Source organism: Novosphingobium album (ex Liu et al. 2023), from assembly GCF_029076845.1.
GTDB lineage: Bacteria > Pseudomonadota > Alphaproteobacteria > Sphingomonadales > Sphingomonadaceae > Novosphingobium.
Map to the genome: position 1 here is coordinate 37,151 of NZ_JARESE010000012.1, position 19,892 is coordinate 57,042.

18 protein-coding genes are annotated in these 19,892 nt (G+C 67.1%); 6 read left to right on the forward strand and 12 right to left on the reverse strand.

Annotated elements, in window-relative coordinates:
• Positions 1-3: 3 nt before the first annotated feature.
• From PYV00_RS04625 to PYV00_RS04645, 5 genes are all read right to left on the reverse strand, one after another.
• The gene (locus PYV00_RS04625; protein ID WP_275227092.1) at positions 4-972 is read right to left on the reverse strand and encodes an aspartyl/asparaginyl beta-hydroxylase domain-containing protein; all 969 of its coding nucleotides are present in this window, start codon (positions 970-972) and stop codon (positions 4-6) included.
• Positions 972-2,924: a tetratricopeptide repeat-containing sulfotransferase family protein gene (locus tag PYV00_RS04630; RefSeq protein ID WP_275227093.1), complete on the reverse strand. Its 1,953-nt coding sequence runs from the start codon at positions 2,922-2,924 to the stop codon at positions 972-974. The genes PYV00_RS04625 and PYV00_RS04630 overlap by 1 nt, the downstream gene beginning before the upstream one ends.
• A 5-nt stretch (positions 2,925-2,929) precedes the next feature.
• Positions 2,930-3,568, reverse strand: coding sequence for an aspartyl/asparaginyl beta-hydroxylase domain-containing protein (locus PYV00_RS04635; protein ID WP_275227094.1), 639 nt, complete (start codon positions 3,566-3,568; stop codon positions 2,930-2,932).
• The gene (locus PYV00_RS04640) at positions 3,568-4,206 is read right to left on the reverse strand and encodes a sulfotransferase family 2 domain-containing protein (protein WP_275227095.1); all 639 of its coding nucleotides are present in this window, start codon (positions 4,204-4,206) and stop codon (positions 3,568-3,570) included. The genes PYV00_RS04635 and PYV00_RS04640 overlap by 1 nt, the downstream gene beginning before the upstream one ends.
• Positions 4,207-4,277: 71 nt before the next feature.
• Positions 4,278-7,067: a TonB-dependent receptor gene (locus PYV00_RS04645; RefSeq protein WP_275227096.1), complete on the reverse strand. Its 2,790-nt coding sequence runs from the start codon at positions 7,065-7,067 to the stop codon at positions 4,278-4,280.
• A 358-nt stretch (positions 7,068-7,425) separates the two neighbouring features.
• Between PYV00_RS04645 and PYV00_RS04650 the strand changes: the two genes are divergently transcribed.
• Positions 7,426-9,537 (forward strand): phosphocholine-specific phospholipase C, encoded by a 2,112-nt coding sequence (locus PYV00_RS04650; RefSeq protein WP_275227098.1) that lies wholly within the window; start codon positions 7,426-7,428, stop codon positions 9,535-9,537.
• 112 nt (positions 9,538-9,649) lie between these two features.
• On the opposite strand, the gene PYV00_RS04655 is transcribed toward PYV00_RS04650, so the two are convergent.
• From PYV00_RS04655 to PYV00_RS04665, 3 genes are all read right to left on the reverse strand, one after another.
• Complete coding sequence (locus PYV00_RS04655) at positions 9,650-10,051, reverse strand: DUF1398 domain-containing protein (protein ID WP_275227099.1); 402 nt, start codon at positions 10,049-10,051, stop codon at positions 9,650-9,652.
• 38 nt (positions 10,052-10,089) lie between these two features.
• Positions 10,090-10,542 (reverse strand): MarR family winged helix-turn-helix transcriptional regulator, encoded by a 453-nt coding sequence (locus PYV00_RS04660; RefSeq protein WP_275227100.1) that lies wholly within the window; start codon positions 10,540-10,542, stop codon positions 10,090-10,092.
• A 199-nt stretch (positions 10,543-10,741) separates the two neighbouring features.
• Positions 10,742-12,859 carry a phosphocholine-specific phospholipase C gene (locus tag PYV00_RS04665; protein WP_275227101.1) on the reverse strand — a complete coding sequence of 706 codons (2,118 nt, stop codon included), beginning with the start codon at positions 12,857-12,859 and terminating at the stop codon, positions 10,742-10,744.
• 176 nt (positions 12,860-13,035) lie between these two features.
• Here PYV00_RS04665 and PYV00_RS04670 point away from each other — a divergent pair, with 176 nt between their 5' ends.
• The gene (locus PYV00_RS04670) at positions 13,036-13,584 is read left to right on the forward strand and encodes a phosphonate degradation HD-domain oxygenase (protein ID WP_275227102.1); all 549 of its coding nucleotides are present in this window, start codon (positions 13,036-13,038) and stop codon (positions 13,582-13,584) included.
• A gap of 132 nt (positions 13,585-13,716) precedes the next feature.
• Positions 13,717-14,478 carry a UTRA domain-containing protein gene (locus PYV00_RS04675; protein ID WP_275227103.1) on the forward strand — a complete coding sequence of 254 codons (762 nt, stop codon included), beginning with the start codon at positions 13,717-13,719 and terminating at the stop codon, positions 14,476-14,478.
• Between the two features lie 29 nt (positions 14,479-14,507).
• Here PYV00_RS04675 and phnX read toward each other — a convergent pair whose 3' ends face one another.
• The 3 genes from phnX to PYV00_RS04690 are packed head-to-tail and all read right to left on the reverse strand — an operon-like array spanning position 14,508 to position 17,657.
• Positions 14,508-15,293 (reverse strand): phosphonoacetaldehyde hydrolase, encoded by a 786-nt coding sequence (gene phnX / locus PYV00_RS04680; protein WP_275227104.1) that lies wholly within the window; start codon positions 15,291-15,293, stop codon positions 14,508-14,510.
• Positions 15,278-16,408: a TIGR03364 family FAD-dependent oxidoreductase gene (locus PYV00_RS04685; protein WP_275227105.1), complete on the reverse strand. Its 1,131-nt coding sequence runs from the start codon at positions 16,406-16,408 to the stop codon at positions 15,278-15,280. The genes phnX and PYV00_RS04685 overlap by 16 nt, the downstream gene beginning before the upstream one ends.
• Positions 16,401-17,657, reverse strand: a complete 1,257-nt coding sequence (locus tag PYV00_RS04690; protein ID WP_275227106.1) for a DUF5690 family protein — start codon at positions 17,655-17,657, stop codon at positions 16,401-16,403. Before PYV00_RS04690 ends, PYV00_RS04685 begins: the two co-directional genes overlap by 8 nt.
• 234 nt (positions 17,658-17,891) lie before the next feature.
• Here PYV00_RS04690 and PYV00_RS04695 point away from each other — a divergent pair, with 234 nt between their 5' ends.
• On the forward strand, positions 17,892-18,230 hold the full coding sequence (locus PYV00_RS04695) for a hypothetical protein (protein WP_275227107.1): 339 nt from the start codon (positions 17,892-17,894) through the stop codon (positions 18,228-18,230).
• 91 nt (positions 18,231-18,321) lie between these two features.
• The gene (locus PYV00_RS04700) at positions 18,322-18,606 is read left to right on the forward strand and encodes a histidine kinase (protein ID WP_275227108.1); all 285 of its coding nucleotides are present in this window, start codon (positions 18,322-18,324) and stop codon (positions 18,604-18,606) included.
• Between the two features lie 44 nt (positions 18,607-18,650).
• Here the strand turns inward: PYV00_RS04700 and PYV00_RS04705 are convergent, their stop codons facing one another.
• A complete protein-coding gene (locus tag PYV00_RS04705; protein ID WP_275227110.1) occupies positions 18,651-19,316 on the reverse strand; it encodes an MBL fold metallo-hydrolase in 666 nt (221 codons plus the stop codon).
• Positions 19,317-19,459: 143 nt separating this feature from the next.
• On the opposite strand from PYV00_RS04705, the gene PYV00_RS04710 reads away from it, so the two are divergent.
• Positions 19,460-19,873, forward strand: coding sequence for a hypothetical protein (locus PYV00_RS04710; RefSeq protein WP_275227111.1), 414 nt, complete (start codon positions 19,460-19,462; stop codon positions 19,871-19,873).
• The last annotated feature ends 19 nt before the right edge of the window (positions 19,874-19,892 follow it).

Consider the following 19,892-nt stretch of genomic DNA (forward strand, 5'->3'; position numbering starts at 1 on the left):
CGATTAGGTGGGCGAGCAACCGCTGATCGGCGCGGCGTCCTCCACGATCAGGTGTTGCAGCACGCGCTTTTCGAGCACCAGCAGCGCGCCGGCAGCGTTGGTGCGCATGATGAGCCCTGCGGCGAGCGGCCGGGCGGCCTCACGCACGGCGGCGGCCAGCCGCAGGAAATCCGGCAGTGCCCGTTCGACCCCATGCAGCACGCAAAGCTGGCGCCAGTCGAACACGAAGCTTTCCAGCAGCATGGCGAACCGCGCGGCGCGCGCCCTCGCCTCGGCGGTGTCGGCGGACAACGCCAGTTCCGCGCGCAGATCGTCGATCAGCCACTGCATTTCGGCGGCGGGCATCACGGGCGAGCGCCGGTTGGCCTCGGTCAGCAGTCGCGGGTCATTCTCCGGGTTCCAGGCCATTGTCGGCCATTGCCCGCGCGGCGGCGGCGGGCCGCAGGCGAATTGCCAGAACGCCGCCGTGCCGGTGGTGTCCGCGACGAGGTGGATACGCTCCGCGCCGGCGTGGTTCTCCACATGGTGCCGGCGCCAGTTGTCGAAGATCCAGGCTTCGCCCGCGGCCATGTGCACCGATTGCCCATCGCAGTGGAACCGCACCTGCGGCCAGGTGAAGACCGGAACGTGCACGCGCACCCGGGTGTGCCAGTGGTAATTGATATCGGCATGTTCGGGCACGCCCGCGCCAGGCGCGAGGCGCATCAGCCGTGAGCGGCCCCATACCACGCCAAAGCCCGAGAGTACCTGGCGCAAGTAAGGCATGGCCGCGAGCCAGCGCGTCGGCAGCATCTGCCCGTGGACGCCATCCGTCTCGCCGCCGCCGGCGCTGATCAGCCGCGCCGCGCTGTTGCCGGGCACGCCGTCCGGGTGCGGCACCCAGGCCTCGGCCGGCAGCGCCGCGACCTCGGCCTGCAAGCGCGCCGCCTCGAACAGCACGGGAAGCTGGAAGAAGGGGCGCGACAGCCGCATCAGGCCCGGTACCCGGTCAAGGCATCACCCAGCGCGTGGCGCAGCGGCGCCAGCCAGGGCGCATAGTGGCACCACTGTGTCAGGCCCTCCCGGCCGATCGGCTGGCGCACCTGCTCGGAACTGGGCGTGCGCACGCTCCGCCGGGTCTGGTGGAACGCGAGGCAGGCCGGCTCGAAAGGCAAGTCGCCATGCGCCAGCAGCCGCCGCACGCTGCCGTCCAGATCCTCGACCACATCCTCGTAATGCACCCGCAGCACACGCCCGGGCAGCACATCGTCCCAGTGACGCATGAGATCGAGGTAGAGCCGGTAATGCCGGGCGATGTCGTCGATGCCGTAGGCGAATTCCTGGTTGGTCGTGCCGAACAGCTGCTTGAGGTTGCCAAAGCAGCAGGCCATGGGCTCGCGCCGCACGTCGATGATGGTCGCTCGCGGCAGGATCAGGTGGATCAGGCCGATGTGCCAGAAATTGTTCGGCATCTTGTCGATGAACAACGGGCGGCCCAGCCGGCGATAGGCGCGGGTTTCGGCCAGGAAGCGCTCGCCCAGCGCGCGGGCCTCGCTGGCGGTCAGCCGCAGCAGCGCCTCGGGGTGAAGCGGCAGGCCGCAATCGGGATCGCTGCCGCACAGCTCCCCGGCGTATCGCCCGATTTCGGTCAGTTCCTGCGTGCCCTCGACCCGGGAATGGGAGGCCAGGATCTGCTCGACCAGGGTCGAGCCCGAACGCGGCAGCCCGACGATGAAGATCGGCGCGGGATCGTCCACACCCCAGCCGGCGCGCGCGCCGAAGAATTCGGCGGTGAAGGCCCGCTGCGATCGCAGGGCGCAAGCTTGCGCGATTTCCGGGCGGTAGCGGCTGGCGGCGCGCCGCAGCGCGTTGCCGCGTTCGTAGTAACGCCATGACGAGGCGTGCTCGCCCCGGTCCTCCAGCGCCTTGCCCAGCGCGAAGCACAGATAGACGCGGTCCATCTCCTGCGTGCCGGGCCGGGCTTCGGCCTCGCGCATCAGGGCGATGTCATCATCGGCGAAGCGATAGGTCTTGAGATTGGCCAGGCTGAACCAGGCCACGCCATAGTCCCGGCGCGCCGCCAGCGCGGCCCGGTAGTCGGCGATCGCTTCCTGCCGCCGGCCAATGATCTTCAGCGCATTCGCCCGCCACAGGCGCAGCTCGGCCACTTCCGTCCGCGGCATGGCCTGCCCCGATGAAGCTTGGCCCGACGAAGGCTGCCCGGCCAGCAGCCGGGCATAGAGATCGATCACGGGTTCATGATCGCCCAGCCCGACGCAGGCCGCGCCATATTGCTTGAGGTATTCACGGTTGTCCGGGTCATGGCGGAGCAAGCGCTCGGCCTCCTGGCGCGCCTGCCAGTGCTTCTGCCGCTGCAGCAGCACCACGGCATAGTCGAGCCGCGCCGCGTGGTAGTCCGGCGCGCGTTCGAGCACGGCTTCGAGCAGGGCTTCGGCCTCCGCGAGCGCCTCGCGCTCCGTGCACAGGCGCGCCAGCAGGCGCAGCGCGCCGACATTGTCCGGGTCGTTCCGCAAATAGTCGCGGATCACCGCCTCGGCCGGCGGCAGATCGCCGTCGGCGAACAGGCTGTTGGCCACCACCACTTCGGGCGGCAACTGGCGCAGCAGGGCCAGATGCGCCGCCGCCGCCGCCGCCTCGGCGGTCTGGCCCAGCATACGGTGGAGCTGTTCCAGCATGTCCCAGCTCGCCGGCAGCGTGGGGTTGAGGCGCACCGCCTCGCGCAGCGCCTCGATGGCCGCCGGTGCCTGGCCCAGCAAAACGTGGCAGTGGCCGCGCTCGTGATAGAGGCGGCTGAAACGCGGATGCATCGCCTGCAGCCGCGCGAGCGTGGCCAGCGCTTCCGGGATGCGGCGGCGCGCGCGCAGGTCGCGGGCCGCCTCCAAAAGCGCGTCGCGAGCCTCCGGGCGGGCGTCTGGACGGGCCAACGGCTTCACCGCGCTGTGCCGGCGAGCAGGAACGGCTCCAGCCAGTCAGGGTCCGGCTGGTCGGCGTCGAAATATTCGAAGATCAGGTGGACACGGTCGGTATCGCCGCCGTTGCGAACCCAGTGCGGGCCCAGATTGTTGACCTCCACCGCCTCGCCCGGCGGAAAATGGTGCCGTTCGCCGCCGAAGCACGAGACCACGCCGGCATTGGTCAGGATCGGCAGATGAATCTTGTGCGGCCACTTCGCCGCGGGATTGGCATCGATGTGCGGATGGATCACGCCGCCTGCCGGCATCCGCGCCAGCATCACGCGCGGGAAGACCGCACGCGCATAGCCATAGGGGCGGACGGCCCGCGCCAGCACCGGCTCAAGCAGAGCGCGCCACCGCGGCCAGGCGGCGCGATCGTGCGAGCCGCGCCAGTCGCGCGGGCTGTCGATGAAGCGGAAAACGATGTGGCGCGTCGCGTCCAGCACTTCGAACCTGTTGGGCTTGGCCGCGTTCTCCGCATCCCAGACCGACTCGGGGATCGCCAGCACGGCCGCCCGCAAGGCGGCGATGTCGACCGGGCCGAGCTTGCGGACGCTCGCGGTCTTGCGCGGATTGGGCGCGGGGCAAGGAGCGGCCCCGGAGCGGGCCGGCATCATCCCATGCCCTCGAAAGTATAGCCGAACAGATCCAGATCCTGCGCGTAGCGCGCCGCAACGCCGTCGATCAGGGCCCGGTCGTAGTATCGGCGATAGTCGCCGTGCCGGCTGCCATTGACGCGGCCAAGCGGGCGGGAGGGAATGCCGATACGCGCACAGATCGCATCGTATGATCCCTGCATGTCCTCGACCCGGCCGATCGCGTCGGTCAGCAGCGTCCTGCCGTCCTCGCCGAGCAGCAGCGAGGCTTGCGGCCGAAACAGGATATGATGCTCCGGCGGCTCGCGGAAGAGAAGGTGGTGCATCACCTCGCGCGGCCGCTGCTGGAACAGATCGCCGCCACGCAGCATGAACGCGCAGTACGAGACGAAACGGTCGAACGGGTTGCGCACGAAGGCGAACTTGAAATAGCCGCCGAACGCATCCTCGCCAAGGTAGGGGCGCACTTGCCGCAGCGACAGGTGGCCATGCTGGATCGCCGCCAGATCGCCCCACGGGAAACGCCGGTTCACGAACAGCCCCACTTGCTCCACATCGTCATCGCCCATCTGCTCGCGCAGGGCCTGCCGCACCGAATGGGTGCCGGTCTTGGGTACCGCCGCGAAGATGAAACGATGATGATGCGAAACGATCATGGGTCACGACACGGGAAAAATGCGCCCCGCTCCCACGGGAGAGGGGCGCCACCTGGCGCTATGCGGGCATCTCAGAACTTGTAGCCGACCCCGGCCATGTAAGTCGTGCCGCTCTGGGTCTGGTTGTAAAGATAGCGGTTCTGGCCCCAGAACTGCGTGTCCTTCTGGTTGGTCAGGTTGATCGCGTTCAGCGTAAGCTGAAGCTGCTCGGTAAGGTTCACGAAGGCGGCGGCGTCAAGGTAGGTGCTCCCCTCGAAGCCACGCGTGCTCGCGCTCATCACGTCGTCGCTGCGCCCGGTGTACCAGCGGGTGCGGTGGCTGAGCGAGCCGCGCAGGCCCCAAAGCTCGTTTTCGTAATAGAGCGTGGCATTGTAGCTGGTCTTCGATATGCCGGTGATCGCCTTGTCGGCATCCACATAAGTGAAGTTCGCCACCACGCCCAGGTCATCGAAGGGTTTGGGCAGGAACGAGAACTGGGCCTGCGCCGCCAGTTCCACGCCGGTCACGCTCTTGGTGCCGGGCACGTTCACCGGCATGTCGAATTCCTTGACGATGGTATCGGCCGTCGCGCCCGGAATGGTGGTGTACGGCACGCCGGTCTCGCTGAACGGAATGTTCTCGAGCGTCTGCGAGCCGATGAAGTTCTTGATCCACTTGTGGAACACGCTTGCCGAAAGCAGGCCGACCTTGCCGAAATAGTATTCCACCGACAGGTCGAGCGTGGTGTCCTTGTAAGGCTTGAGGTTGGGATTGCCGCGCGACGCGGTGATCTCGCCCGAATCCGAATCCTGGAAGGCGCTGCCCTTGGCCGCGATCGAACCGATCCCCGGACGGTTCAGGTTCTGCGTGGCGGCAAAGCGCAGCAGCAGTTCCGGCGTCATTTCCAGCACTGCGTTCATCGCCGGCAGCACGCCCGAATAGCTGCCGCTCACGTCGGTCGTGCCGAGATAAGCATAGCTGTCGCCCTGGATCCAGCCGGTGCTGTGGGTATCGGTATGATAACCGCGCAGGCCAAGGTTGCCACGGAAGCGCGATCCGAACAGCTCACTGTCCCAATCGAGCTGCAAGTAGCCCGAAACCGTCTCTTCCGTGGTGGTGTAGACGTTCTCGATGTCCTGCAAGGCGCCGCCTGTCCCGTCGATGTTGGGTTCGAGCCGGTGATACTCGTGGTACTTCGCGAAGCCCGCCGCGTAGTCGCCGATCAGCCACGAGCCGAAGCTGTTCGAGAACACCGAGGTGATGTCGCCCACGGCCGTGCCCCGGGTCTTGCTCCTGGTTCCGTTGACGTTGTCGTCATAGAACAGGTCGATGCCGTCCTGCTTGAAGCGGTGATAGGCGCCGCCGGCCCGCAGCGTCAGCGCGTCGGTCATCTCGTAATGCAGGTTCAGCGTGCCCTCGCGCAGCTCCGATTCGTTGTTGAAGCTGCGATAGTAGAACGAATCCATCGCGTAATTGGCCGGATCGGTGGGGTCCCAGCCCGGATATTCGAACGAAGCCGACTGCCCGTCGGGGCCGTAGTTGGCGATCAGGTTGCCCTTGGCGCGCATGTAGAACTTGTCATCATAAGGCGTCTTGTAGGTCGATTTCTCGAAGCCGACGTGCGCGTCGATGGTGAGGCGGTCGGACGCGTCCCACTTGCCGGTCAGCACGCCCTGGTAGAAGCGGTTCTTGTTCAGCGAGCGGCGATGCTCGCTGCCGAAGGTGGTGCCGGTGACATCGGTCATCGTGGCATAGTTGCTGTCATCCCATTCCAGGTCGTTGATGACCGAGGAGGTGCGGAAGATGGCGGGCCACACGCTGCCGGCGGCCGTATCGAACGCGACCGAGCCGGTGGACGCGAGCGGCCGGGTAGCCAGGTGCAGTTCGTCGCGATGGGTGGTGAACTGGCCGTACAGCGCATCGAGTGTCAGCAGCAGATTGTCCGCCGGCTGCCACTGCACCGCGCCGGTCAGGCCAAGCCGCTCCATCTTCGCGTTCCACGAGGAGATGCGGTTGCCATCGGCGAAATAGAGATCGCCGCTCAGGAATTTGGCCTGCTGCGCCGAAGTCAGGTGCGAGATGTCGAGGCCGTTGGCGACCAGGCCCTGCAAGGTCGACGCACTCGGGTTGACATAGTTATAGGTGTTGTGGCCCTGCTCGGTGGTCTCGCGCCGGCCATAGGCGACCGACAGCGCCACCCCGAACCTGTTGTCCCAGTTCTGGCTGTACATCGCGGCGATGCGCGGCTGCGCGTCCTTGGTGTACTGGTTGGTGCCCAGCTTGGCCGATATCGCGCCCTTGCCGCCCAGCCCGTAATCGAACGGCTTGCCGGTGAACAGGCCGACCGTGCCGGCCATGCCGCCCTCGTTCTGGGCCGCCTGGAAGGTCTTCTCCACTTCCACGCGCGAGAACAGTTCCGACGCGAAGATATTGAAATCGAAGGCGCGGTCGCGCGTGCGCTGGCCCCGGCTGTCCTGCGCCGAATCGACGTTGCCCAGCACTTCCATGCCGTTGAGCTGCACGCGGGCGAAATCCGAACCGAGGCCCCGCAGCGATATGCGCCGGCCTTCACCACCTTCTCGGGTGATCTGCACGCCGGGCAGGCGCTGCAGCGATTCGGCCAGGTTCAGTTCCGGGAACTTCGCCATGTCCTCGGCGACGATCACGTCCTTCTGGATGACCGAGTCTTTCTTGATGTTGCGCGCATCGCCCAGCGACTTCGCATAGCTGCCGATGACGATGATCTCTTCGGCCGGATTGCCGGACGCCTCCTGCGCGAAAGCGGCGCGCGGCGTGGTGCCGGCGATCACCGCCGCAACGGTGGCCAGCAGAAAGCTCTTGAAGCTCGGGCGCATGGCCTGAGCGGGATATCGGTTGGTCATTGGGTGCCCCCGCACAATTGGTATGGACCAATTGCTTTAAGCAGCCTGTGGCGACATCTCCGTGACAATCGGAGCCGAAACAGAATCCCGGCCGGATTTTCGCGCTGGCGGCCGCAAAGAGCGTCCACTCCATCCACTGCCGCCAAATCACGACGCGAAATCGCGCCATCCACGCCGGCCGGCAAGGCGCAATCGGCCAAGCAGGCCGCCGCCATCTTTCCTTTCCGCCTCCCGCCCGTCACCGGAACGCCATATCCATGGTCTATACCACAGTGGCACGACAGAGGGATGACTGGCGGCGCTGCGCGCGCGGCGCATCCCCCGGCCGGGCGCATCATTTGCGATCAGGAAGACGGCCATGGTGACAATGCAGGATCGCCGCAGTTTCATCCGCACCATGATGGCGACGGCGGGCGCCGCGGCGGCGCTCACCCCGGCCATCGCCCGCGCGCTGGAGATCCCCGCCGATCGCCGGACGGGCACCTTGCACGATGTCGCCCATGTCGTCATCCTCACGCAGGAGAACCGCTCGTTCGATCACTATTTCGGCACGATGCGCGGCGTCAGGGGCTATGGCGATCGCTTCGCGATTCCCGCGCCGCCGCTGCCCGCCGCGCCGGATCGCACGGTCCTGCTGCAGCCCAATGAGCATCCCGGCGCCGCGCCCGCGCTGATCGCGCCCTTCCGGCTCGATACCTCGGTGGATTTCCGCCTCTATCGCCCGCTCGGCACGCCGCACGGCTTCGTCGACAGCCAGGCGGCGTGGGACAACGGCCGGATGGGCGCCTGGCCGCATTCCAAGCACAACCACGCGATGGCGCATTTCACGCGCGAGGATCTGCCGTTCCAGTATGCCCTTGCCGAAGCCTTCACCCTTTGCGACGCCTATCACTGCGCCTTGCACCTGTGCACCAATCCCAACCGGCTCTACATCTGGACCGGAACGCACGATCCGCTGGCCCGGGGCAACGGCCCTGCGATCGATAACGGCTATGACACGCTGGATGCCGACCCGCGCGGCCACGGCGGCTATCGCTGGACGACTTATCCCGAACGGCTGATGGCCGCCGGCATCGGCTTCCAGATCTATCAGGACATGGCCGACAATTTCAGCGACAACCCGGTGGTCGGCTTCCAGCGCTATCGCAAGGCGCATAGCGCCTCGGCGGCGGCCGAGGCCCTGCTCGCGCGGCGCACGATCACCACCCGCTCGCTTGACGACTTGCGGCAGGACGTGATGGCAAGGCGGCTGCCGGAGGTATCGTGGATCGTCGCGCCCACGGCGGCGTCGGAGCATCCGAGCGTTTCCACACCGCTCCAGGGGGCGGACTACGCGGCGCGCGTGCTCGATGCGCTGACCGCCAATCCCGAAGTCTGGGCGCGCACGGTGCTGCTGATCAATTTCGACGAGAACGACGGCCTGTTCGACCATGTGCCGCCGCCCGCCCCTCCCGCCCGCATATCGGGGCGCGCGCTGGGCGCCACCAGCATCCCGGCCGATGACGAGTATCACATCCATTCGCAGGCGGCCGAAGACGCTGCCTATCTGGACCGGCCCTATGGCCTTGGTCCCCGCGTGCCGCTTTACGTCGTCTCGCCGTGGAGCAAGGGCGGGCATGTCGCGTCCGAGGTCTTCGACCACACCAGCATCCTGCGCTTCCTCGAAGCGCGCTTCGGCGTGCATGAGCCGAACATCAGCGCCTGGCGGCGCGCGGTGTGCGGCGACCTGACCTCGTGCTTCGATTTCAGCGCGGCCGATACGGTCGATTTCATGGCGGCGCTGCCCGCCACCGCCGCCCTGTCGGAGCGCGCGGCCCGGCTGGAGGAAATCAGGCCGCCGCTGCCCGATCAGGCCCGCGCCCCGGTGCAGGAAACCGGCCTGCGGCGCCGGCGGGCGACGCCCTATGATCTCGACGCCCGGCTGCGCGGCGAAGGCGCCGGCCGCGCCTTGCTGTTCGCCAACCATTCGGCCGGGCGCGCGGCGGTGTTCCATGTCTATGACGTGACCCGGCTGGACGCCGCACCCGCCCGCTATACCGTGGGCGCGGGCAAGCAACTGGCGCATCCGCTGCCGGTGGCCGGAAAGGACATGGACATCTTCGTGCTCGGCCCCAACGGCTTCCATCGGCGCCTGACCGGCAGGGGCGATATCTTTTCGGCCAACATCAAGGGCCGCGCGGGCACGCGCGCCGCGCTGCGCGTCGAAAACCTCACCGCGACACCGCAGTCCATCGCCATGACCGACCGGGCCTATGGCGCCGCGCCCGAAGTGATCCGGCTGGCGAGCCGGGAAACGCGCAGCATCGCGATCGACCTCAAGGACAGCCATGGCTGGTATGATCGCCAGTTCGCGGCGGAAGGCCAGACCTGGCGCATCGCCGGCCATGTCGAGAATGGCAAGGCATCCTATTCGGACCCCGCAGCCGGCGGACCGGGGCCGCTGCGGCTGGCTTCGCCCACGCTGGAATAGGTTCTGGCAAGCTTGCCGTCAGGGTACGCTCAGGTACCGTCACTGGTTACGACGGCAGTATCGCGCCTCATCATAGCTGTCTGGCGCGACGTTTGCTCATCCCATGTTAGGTTCATCGCGGGAATAACTCGACATGGGTTTCGGCGGTGCGGCCAAAATAAACCACGCGGCGGCCCAGGAAGGAAACGAGATAGCCAGCGCAGCCCGCTACCTTCACCTTCTCGCAGAAGGCCGCATAGCTGTAGTCGGCCTCGTTGGCCTGCGCCCAGCGGACATGCGATTCCACTCGGGCGATGTCGAACACTGCAGCGACCGTGCTGGCAGAACGCGGCATAGCGAGTTCGACATTGCCGCCGTCCGGCAGATAAAAAGTCTGGCTATTGCGCCGATAATCGACCGTATAGCCTTCGAAGCCCGCGCCGACGAGTTGACCGATAATTTCGGGGAAGCTCAGGCTTCCGTCATGGGCGGCATCGAGGCAGGCCTTGGCAATGGCAATCCGTTCCGCATCCATGCGCAGTTTCCTTTAACAGTGATATGGGGGGACAGAGGTCAGTCGACCGGCACGATCGACAGCCCGTTCTTGTGGATCAGAGTGTGCAGCAAGCCTCGCAGGCGTTCGTGCTCGTCACCGCTCAGGAAGGCGAAAAAAGCTGCGTCGTTCTCGTCGGCAAGCCCGGCAAGGATCGGCACCTTGTTCGCGCCCGCCACCGAAAGCGACAGGCTGTGACCGCGTTTGTCCTCGGGATTGCCGGTGCGTTCGATCAGGCCCTTCTCCAGCAGCCGGTCGGCCAGCTTGCTGATCGCTCCTTTGGTCATGCCCATCTTTCGGGCCAGAGCCGAAGGGGCGATGGCGCCGGTGCCATAGAGGCAGCGCAGCATCGCCCATTCCGCCACGGTCACGCCCTTGTCCCTCACTTTACGCGCGAACTCTTGCGACACGGCGTTCGAAACCATGCGGAGCAGATAGCCGGTATGACTGGTGAGGTCGGAGACGGCAGGCATATAAACTCCGATTCGTTGACTAGGAAACTATAACAAGTTTGTTTCCTAGTCAACCTCGTCTCTCTTCCGCTCCGCACCTTGCCTGATTTGGTCCGGACATGACGGGACGCAGAGCGTGAAGGATGGCCCTGCGGCAATGTGGGGAGGTGGGCTGGTGCCGCAATGACATGCGCTCTTCCGCGCATTCCCAAACGGACTTTTAGACGCGCATGACCCCTATCGCCGGGTCGGTGCGGCCGGGCCGGCCGTTCTCCACCTTGCCGGCATAGTGCCACAACGCCCCCTCGTCCGATCCCGGCGTGACCGACAGGTCATACCAGTTGTCGCTCTTCGCCAGCCGCCACAAGTCGGCCACGGTCTCGCCGGGCGCAACGATCACTTCGCGGTTGCGCCCGGCCGGCGCGGGATAGGCATCGCCAAGCGCGATATGGAAGGTGAGCGGTGCCGCGCCGCGATTTTCGAGCCGCAGTTCGGCCGCGTCCAGCTCCGGGCGATCGACCAGGCTGACCCGATGGTGGGGCTCCTTGGCCAAGCTGCCCGCGAAGCGCCGCCAGAAGCCGTTGGGGCCATGCAGCGTCAGGTCGAAGCTATCGCCCTCCGCTTCCCAGATATCGTCGATGCGCCCGCCGGCACCGATCGTGTAGTGGCGCGGCTCCATAAAGTCGCGATTGTCATGGACGGTCAGCACCGCGCCCGTCGCGCCCTGGTTGGCCATGGCCAGGACCAGGCGCCCATCGGCGTCCCGGTGGCTGTCGGCCGCGATGCGATAGGGCAGCGGCCGGTGCGCGCGCTGGCCGGGCATCTGCGCGGTCGGCGCTTGCCGCGCCGGGATCGCGTTGGCGGTGCCGGCCGCCGAGCGCGCGACACGCTCGCGAAAATCGTCGGTGTCGGGCAGCGACCGCGCGGGCGGCGATCGCCCGCCGGAAAAATCGAACGCCGATGTGAGATCACCGCAGACCGCACGGCGCCACGCGCTGATGTTCGGCTCGCGCACGCCGAAGCGCTTCTCCATGAACCGCAGGACCGAGGTATGGTCGAACAGTTCCGAGCAGACATGGCCGCCCCGGCTCCACGGCGAGACGATCACCGTGGGGGTGCGGATGCCCAGGCCGATCGGGTGCCGTTCGTCCCCCGCCTGGCCCGAGCCGCGATAGTCCTTGGCTTCACCGTCGAGCGGCACCGTGCTCTTGCCGCGATACGTGCCGACCGGCGGCACGGGTGGCGGCACATGATCGTAGAAGCCGCCCGCCTCGTCATAGTTGAGGATGAAGACGGTCCTGGCGAAGACATCGGGATTGTCGATCAGCGCCTCGACCAGCCGGGCGGTCACATGCTCGCCCCTGGAAGGCTCAGCCTTGGGATGCTCGGACAATTCGGCGGCGGTCACGATCCAGCTGATCTGCGGCAGGTTCCCGCTCTCGATATCGCGGCGGAACGCGGCGACAAGCTGCTCGCCGTCCGATCGCGTCCGGTCCTGGCCCCCGGCCTGTTCGCTGACCCACGACCGGCCCCGGCGATAGAGCTCGCTGTCCTTCGCGCAGGGCCGGAACGGCGCGAAGACCGAGAGCAGGTTGTCGCCGAAATTGTCGTATTCCTGATAAACCTTCCAGTCGATGCCGGCCGCCTGCAGCCGCTCGGCATAAGTGGTCCAGCCATAGGCCGCGGGATCGAGCGGCCTGTCCGTCGCCATGTCGGCGCTCGGCGTCTCGTCCTCGCCGTAATTGTGCATCTGCGGGTCGCCGCCGACCGTGCCGCCGCCGTTGCAGCCGGTGAACAGGTGCAGCCGGTTGGGGTAGGTCTGGGTCATCGTCGAGCAGTGATAGGCATCGCAGACGGTGAAGGCGTTGGCGAGCGCGTAGTAGAACGGCAAGTCACCGGGGCCGTAGTGGAGCATCCGGTTGTGCAGCTCTGCGGTATGGCCCCAGCGGTCATAGCGGCCGCGATGGAAGATGTGCATGTTCTCGACATGCGATTGATCGGCGCCATCGACCAGGAACGAGCGCGTCGTCCTGGAATCGCCGTGGAACGGCATGACATAGCCGTCGGGATGCTGCCCCGAAGGTTGCGACCACACGCTGCGCCCGCCCGGCAAGCGCAGCGGGCGCGGATCGCCGAAGCCGCGCACGCCGTTCAACATGCCGAAATAATGATCGAACGACCGATTTTCCTGCATGTGGACGACGATATGCTCGACATCCCGGATCGATCCGGTCTTGCCGGCCGCCGGAATCGCGAGCGCGCGATCGATGATGCCGGACATCGCGATGGCCGGTCCCGCACTTGCCAGCCGCAGGAAATCGCGCCGGTTCCCATTCATGTCAGCGTCTTCCCCGCTCACCCCGTGAGCGCGACGTTTGGTTTCGCGCGCCAGTCATAAAACTGGTATAGTCCAAAATCGCCTACAGATTGATGACATCGCTGCAGGCGCAAAACGGGCGGGCCCGACCCGCCCTCTCCATCCCGGGGGCTATCCACGCGAGGCGCGACAAGCTGATGAACATGACTGCTATCGATAGAATTTTCTCTATTTTCCATGAGTTCGGCCATGTTCACTACGGCGAGGAGATCACCCAGATGGAACATATCGTGCAGGCGGCGCATCTCGCCCGGCTGGACGCGGCCCCCGATGCGCTGATCGCCGCTGCCTTGCTGCACGATATCGGCCAATTCCTCGACGACGCGGGCAATGCCGCCGAGCAGAGGGGCATCGACGCGCGGCACGAAATTTCCGGCGCCGCTTATCTCGCGCCGCATTTCCCGCCAGCGGTGACCGAGCCGGTGCGATTGCACGTCGAAGCCAAGCGCTATCTCTGCTCGGCCGAGCCGGGCTATCGCGATGCGCTCAGCCGCGCGTCGGAACTGAGCCTCAGGCTTCAGGGCGGGCCGCACAACCCGCAGGAAATGCGGGATTTCCTCGCCGATCCCGCCGCGCCGGACGCGCTTCGCCTGCGCCGTTACGACGATCAGGGAAAGCGTCCGGGCTGGCAGGTTCCCGCGCTGGAAAGCTACCGCCCCTTGCTGGAAGGGCTGCTGCTGCGCTGACCCGACGCCAGCGGGGCGCAAGGGCGCGCGATCCGGCGCGCCTCGTCTCCCTTTTTTCCGCATTGACCGTGCGGCGCGGGCGCTGCCAAGATGCCGGCGCCCGGCCATCCCATCCCTCTTGCTGGTTTAGCGATGCGTCCCAAGACCGAACCCCTGTCGTGGATGCGCACGCCCGGAACCACCGCCGACGGGCCGCAGTATCTCGCCCTGCGGGACCAGATGGCGCTCAATATCGAGATGGGCAACTTGCCGCCGGGCGCCAAGCTGCCGTCCGAACGGCAATTGCAGACCGGCACCGGCACCGCGCGCGGCACCATCCGCGAGGCCTTGTTCCAGCTGGAGGCCGAGGGGCTGATCTACCGCCGCGACCGCAGCGGCTGGTATGTCTCGCCGCCCGCCGTCACCTATGACCCGACGCGCTGGGCCGGCTTCATGACTTATGTGACCGAGCAGGGACGCACGCCCAGCACGGAAACGCTGTCGAAGGAAAGCGCGCCGGCGCCCTCGGTCGTCGCGGATATCTTCCGGGTCGCGCCGGGCACGCCGCTGCACACCATCCGGCGGCGGCGCATGATCGATGGCCGCCCGGTGCTGGTCGAGCGGATCATCGTCGATCCCGCGCTCGCGCCCGATCTCCTGTCCCATTCGCTCGACGGCTCGCTGACGCATATCCTGACGACGCATTACGGCATCACCGTCGCGCGCAACCGCGTCGACATGCGCCCCTGCGCGCTGGTCAGGGAAGCGGCCGATGCGCTGGGTGCCAAGTCGGGCACGCCGGGCCTGCTGGTCGTGCGCACCAGCTTCGATACGGCGGGGCGCGTGGTCGAATACGATCAGGAATACTGGCGGCACGACGCCATCCGCGTGCACGTCGATCTCAACGTGCGCTAGGCGCATCCGGCCCGAAGCGAGCGGCCGCGCTAACCGATCGGCAGCTTCGCCAGCGCCTCGGGCAAGTCCGCCACCGTATCGATCACCAGATGCGCCCCCGCTTTCGCCAGCGCGGCGCGGGCGGCGCCGACGCGGGCGGTGCGCTCCTCGGGCGAAAGTGCCGCGAAATCCTCGCGCGAGAGGCCCACGCCATTGCCGCTGGCGGCGACGCCGATGGTCCACACGCCGGCCGAACGCCCTTCGGCGATGCCGACCTCGGCATCGTCCACCTTCACGCAGGCCATCGCCGGCCAGGCGCCGAGCTCGACCAGGTTCTTCCACAGCATGAGCGGCGATGGCCGCCCGACCGCCGTGTCGCCGGCGCAGACCAGCACGTCGGGCTTATACCCTTGCGCCTCGGCCAAGGGCAGGATGTCGGCCATCATCTCACGCGTGTAGCCGGTGCAGGAGCCGATCCTGACGCCGTCCGCGCGCAGGCGCGCGGCGACATCGGCCGCGCCGGGGATGAGTTGGGCGCACTCGCGCGCGGCCTCGCGCATCATCGGGCCGATCTCGGCGAACAGCGCCGCCGCGTCCGCCTCGCCCGGCGCGGTGCCATGCGCCGCCGTCCAGGCCGCATGGACGCGCGGGCTGGCGAGGATCGCGGCGATATGATCGCTTTTCGCCATGCCCATGTCGGCGCGCGCCTCGGCTTCGGTCAGCGGCACGCCCGCCGCCTCGAACAGCTTGCACAGCGCGACGACCGGCGCGCGGCTGCCGAAATCGATCATCGTGCCGGCCCAATCGAACACGACCGCCTTCAATCCTGGATGCATGACGCTCTCCCCTTACTATCGAAAATACCGCCGACCACATCCTCGGCCAGCGCAAATGCGGTGGATGCGCCGGTCCCACTGGTGACGACGACGAGCGTCACGCCCTCGCTCGCCGCGCGCACAATGCTGTGGCCGGATGCGGAGGCGAAGGTTCCGGTCCAGCGCTCGACAACCGGGGGTGCCGGGCCCAGCACCGCCTCGTACTGGCGCAGGATCTCGCCATCGACGGCATCGGCCGAGAACGGATCGGGCGTGGGCGCATAGTCGTGGCTGTCGCCGACGACCAGGCTGCCGTCCGCGCTTTGCACCACGATCAGGTGGATGCCGTAATCCAGCGCCTGGCGTGCCTCACGCTCCAGCCGGGCGCGTAGCGCGGCCGCTTCGGGCAAGGCGGCATAGCCCAGATAGCGGATCAGGCTGAGATCGCTCATGACCGGGGCGGGCAAGCTCCAGCCGGGCGCCGCCAGCCGCATCATCTGGAGCTTGCAGCGCACGATCCCCGCCTGGGCATGGATTTCGGGGCAAAGCGTCGCCCAATCGTCTCCGGGGCACAGGATGATGCTCTCCGCGCGGTAGCTGCCGTCGCTGCAATGGACCACGCCCGTCTCGGCACGGAGGGCGGCGGTGCCACGCCGGAAGGTGACGCCATGCGCCCGCTCCAGCCACTGCGCGAGGAGCGGGATCGCCGTGCGCGATTCGACGCGCAAGTCATGCGGGCTGAGAAGCGCCGCCGCCGCCGACGGAATCGCGGGGCACAGCGCCTGTGCCTCGGTGCCGGTCAGCCGGGTGCAGCCCTCGCCCATCCCGGTCGCCAGGAAAGCGTCGAGCACGGCTGCCGCTTCCGGCCGCCGCGCGACCAGCAGCAGCCCTTCCTGCTCGATGCGGATGCCGGCCGGCCCGGCGATCGCGCGCCAGATCGCGGCGCTGCGCCGCGCCAGATCCCAGACGCGGCCGCGTTCCTGCCCGGTCACGGTCACGAAGCCGAAATTGCGGATCGAAGCGCCATTGGCACGGGCATCGCGATCGATCACCAGCACCCGCTTGCCGCGCCGCGCGGCGGCAAGCGCATGGGCAAGGCCGACGATGCCCGCGCCGACGACGATCACGTCATGCATGGGCGCGGACCATCTGCTGTCCCGACCGGAGGAATTGCAGCGCCGACAGCAAGGTCAGCAGGCTCACCAGCACGGCGGTGGCATAGACGCAACCGATGAAGAAAGGCAGCCAATCAATCATCGGCGCCGCGAAGCTACGATAGAGCAGCAGCGCGATGCTGCCGAGGTAGCCCGAGGAATCCGCGATATAAATGAGGAAGCCCGCGTTGCCCGCCCGGCCCAGCGCGGCGATCATCCGATCGAAAAGCATGGCGTTGAAAGGTGTATAGCCAAGGTAGAGGCCCGCCCCCGTCAGGATCATCCACGGCAGCGGCCCCAGCAGGTGGGCCTGGAAGGCCAGCGTGGAGCCACCCATCAGCAGCGCGCCCAACACGATAATGCCATGCATCGCCAGCAGCGCGTGCAGATTGTTGCGCACCAGCATCAGCACGCCAAGGCCGGCCAGCGCGATCACGGCCACCGGCAGCTCGCTTTGCGAGAAGATCGACGCGACATCGCCCAGCCCCATCGCGGTCCACAGCTCCACGGCGAAATTGTCGCGAAAGTCGCGCAGCGCGGTCAGCAGCACGTAACCCGTCACCAGCACCGCCAGGCCCAAGCCATGCTCGTTGAGGAACGCCGCGCGATCGCCCCGCCGCATCGGCAGGCGGACAGTGCGCTCCGCCTCGTCGCGCGCGTCGGGCGGGGGCAGGCTTTCCAGAATCCATAGCGAGGCCAGCAGCACCGGCACGAATGCGGCCCCCGTCGCCACGGGCATCCAATGCTCGCTGACGCCGTGCTGCATCAGCCAGACCGCCGCCGATTTCACCACCCCGGACGACAGGATGAAGCTCGCGCAGAGCATCGCACCCAGCAGTTCGGAGCAGCGCCTGCCCTCGACATAGGAAAAGACGAGGCCCCAGATCATGCCCAGGGGCAAGCCGTTGAGCAGCAGGCACAGCGGGCCCCAGCCTTGCGGCAGCACCGCGAACAGCACCAGTGCCAGCCACGAACCGCCGATCAGGCACAGGATGGCCGCCGCCCGGCCCTGGCGGCCGAACTCGGCGATGACGCGGATGCCGATCAGCTTGGACAAGGCATAGCCGATCACTTGCGCGATCAGCAGCCCGGTCTTGTAATCGAGGCCGAGCGGCAGCGGCCCCATGTCGGCATATGTTCCGGCCGCGAACGCCTTGCGGAAGGCGTACATCGCGAAATAGGCGCCGAACGCGGCCAGCCCACCGGCGACAAGAAATGCCGCCCGTGCCACAGGCGCGCGCGCCGATCGTTCGAATCGAGGATGAGCCATTGCCATTCTGGTCTGGACCAAATTGACGACAGCTTTGTGACTTCAGGCCCGATTGCCCGGCTGGCCGTGCTGGCGGCGGCTCATTTTCCCCCTCGTTTCCCACGGCGATCGGCGATTTTCCCTAAACTCCTTTAAAATCCCGATCCGCGCACGTCCTTAGGGAAAGCAGTTAACCGGCGGGCAAGGATAATGCACATGGCCTTCACTGACAGTGGCGCGCACACCGGCCGGCGATGCGAGACGCGCCGGCAGGTGCAGATGCTCGCCCGCTTCCGGCGCAACCTGGAAAACGTGACGGTCGTGCTCAAGGATCTCAGCCACAAGGGCGCCCGGATCGAGGGGATCGAGGGATTGTCCCGCGACGAGGCGGTGACGATCTCGCTGCCGGGCCGCAAGCCGGCGATGGCCTTCGTCGCCTGGGCCGCCGGGATGAGCGCGGGCCTGGAATTTGCCGATGCCCTGCCACACGATTATTATGATTTCCTGGTGCGTACTTATGCCATGGGCCGCGAATCGGCCGCCGTGGCCGCCTGAGCGCGGGTATGGCGAAGGCGTGCGGCGCGGATAAGGGAAATGCCGGCGGCGGGGCGCCCAGGGCCGGCCGAAACGAGAGGGCAAGCAAGCCATGAAGAGCGCGGGGTTCAAGCCGACGCCGATCTTTCGCGAAAGGCGCCGGCCGCAACTGGTGAAGTTCGAACTGCGCAACGCGCGCGACGAAGTGCTCGACATCATCGTGCGCGACGTGTCCTCGCGCGGTTTCAGCGCCGCCGCGAAAGGCGCGCCGCCCACGGTCAACGAAGTGGTGAGCATGGCCATGCCCGACGGCCGGCTGCTGTGGGGCATGGTGCGCTGGGTGGAAGACAACCTGTTCGGCGTGGAATTCGATACCACTTCGGCCGGGCCGGCCTGAGAGTGTGATCGTCTTAGGTTGATGCGCCGGGACGGAGGGCGCGATCAGGCCGGGTCGCGCTTGCGCCAGCGGGCCATCGCCGCATCGCCCACGAAGGGATTTTCGGCCCGCTCGCGTCCCATGGTCGATGAGGCGCCATGGCCGGGCACGAAGGCGACATCGTCGCCCAGCGCGAACAGCTTGCCACGGATCGAATCCACCAGCGTCGGCAGATCGCCGTCGGGATGCTCCCAGGCACCGATCGTGCCGCGAAACAGGATGTCGCCGACAAATGCCTGCCGGCGCGAAGGGCTGAAATAGGCGACATGTCCCCGGCTGTGGCCGGGGCAATGCAGCACTTGCAGCACTTCCTCGCCGAAGCGCAGCTCGTCGCCATCCTCCAGCCAGCGGGAAGGCGTGAAATCCCGCGCCGGCACGCCATAGCGTTCCGCCGGCTCATGCAAGTTGGCGACAAGGTGCGCGTCGCCGCGATGCGGGCCGGCGATCCGCGCGCCGGTCAACTCCGCGAACTGCGCCGCCGCGCCGCAGTGATCGAAATGGCCGTGCGTGACGAGTGCCCATTCCGGCGCAAGCTCCAGCAGGTCGATCAGGTTGAGGATCTCGGACAGATCGCCGCCCGGATCGATCACCACCGCGCGCCGGGTCCGCTCGCACCAGACGAGCGAGCAGTTCTGCTTGTAGCGCGTGACCGGGACGATCTCGAATTCCATGCCCCCATCCTGCCCGAGCGCGGCCGGCGATGCCAGAGCCCGCGCGACGATCACGATCGCGCGCGCATGATTTGATTCGCCGTGCCCGGGCCACGCGATTATGCAGGCGGGAAATGGCTGCTCGTTTGGGGGAAGAAAGACCGATGAAGCGTTACCATGGCCTGGCCGCGATCGCGGCTTTTTCGCTGATCGCCTGCAAGTCCGAAAGCACTGAAGCCGCGTCCGGGGAAACCGCCGCCGCGACCGGGACGGCAACGGCAAGCGCCGCCCCGGCCCAGGCCACGGCCAGCCCGGTGGCCATGACCGGGGCCACGCCCGGCGCGAAGCCGACCAGGGACTTCATGGTGGGCAAGTGGGGCGAAGAGGGCGATTGCGCGCTCGCCATCGAATTCAAGGCCGACGGCACGATGGTCGGCCCGTTCGAACGCTGGAACCTTGCAGACGGTATGCTGAAAATGGTCGGCAATCCGCAGAAGATCGCGCTGATCATTGTCGACGACAAGACGATGGAATCGCAGATCGGCAACGATCCCAAGCACAAGCTGACCCGCTGCTGAGGGGGGAGCCGCGCCCTCT

Bases quoted from the DNA above. Each gene is read 5' to 3' on its own strand.
- PYV00_RS04685 (WP_275227105.1), bottom strand. From the start codon at position 16,408: ATGCATGACGTGATCGTCGTCGGCGCGGGCATCGTCGGCCTTGCCCAT.
- PYV00_RS04710 (WP_275227111.1), top strand. From the start codon at position 19,460: ATGAAGCGTTACCATGGCCTGGCCGCGATCGCGGCTTTTTCGCTGATC.
- PYV00_RS04640 (WP_275227095.1), bottom strand. From the start codon at position 4,206: ATGATCGTTTCGCATCATCATCGTTTCATCTTCGCGGCGGTACCCAAG.
- PYV00_RS04705 (WP_275227110.1), bottom strand. From the start codon at position 19,316: ATGGAATTCGAGATCGTCCCGGTCACGCGCTACAAGCAGAACTGCTCG.
- PYV00_RS04655 (WP_275227099.1), bottom strand. From the start codon at position 10,051: ATGGATGCGGAACGGATTGCCATTGCCAAGGCCTGCCTCGATGCCGCC.
- PYV00_RS04675 (WP_275227103.1), top strand. From the start codon at position 13,717: ATGCGTCCCAAGACCGAACCCCTGTCGTGGATGCGCACGCCCGGAACC.
- PYV00_RS04625 (WP_275227092.1), bottom strand. From the start codon at position 972: ATGCGGCTGTCGCGCCCCTTCTTCCAGCTTCCCGTGCTGTTCGAGGCG.
- PYV00_RS04695 (WP_275227107.1), top strand. From the start codon at position 17,892: ATGGCCTTCACTGACAGTGGCGCGCACACCGGCCGGCGATGCGAGACG.
- phnX (WP_275227104.1), bottom strand. From the start codon at position 15,293: ATGCATCCAGGATTGAAGGCGGTCGTGTTCGATTGGGCCGGCACGATG.
- PYV00_RS04650 (WP_275227098.1), top strand. From the start codon at position 7,426: ATGGTGACAATGCAGGATCGCCGCAGTTTCATCCGCACCATGATGGCG.
- PYV00_RS04645 (WP_275227096.1), bottom strand. From the start codon at position 7,067: ATGACCAACCGATATCCCGCTCAGGCCATGCGCCCGAGCTTCAAGAGC.
- PYV00_RS04665 (WP_275227101.1), bottom strand. From the start codon at position 12,859: ATGAATGGGAACCGGCGCGATTTCCTGCGGCTGGCAAGTGCGGGACCG.
- PYV00_RS04670 (WP_275227102.1), top strand. From the start codon at position 13,036: ATGAACATGACTGCTATCGATAGAATTTTCTCTATTTTCCATGAGTTC.
- PYV00_RS04700 (WP_275227108.1), top strand. From the start codon at position 18,322: ATGAAGAGCGCGGGGTTCAAGCCGACGCCGATCTTTCGCGAAAGGCGC.
- PYV00_RS04660 (WP_275227100.1), bottom strand. From the start codon at position 10,542: ATGCCTGCCGTCTCCGACCTCACCAGTCATACCGGCTATCTGCTCCGC.
- PYV00_RS04635 (WP_275227094.1), bottom strand. From the start codon at position 3,568: ATGCCGGCCCGCTCCGGGGCCGCTCCTTGCCCCGCGCCCAATCCGCGC.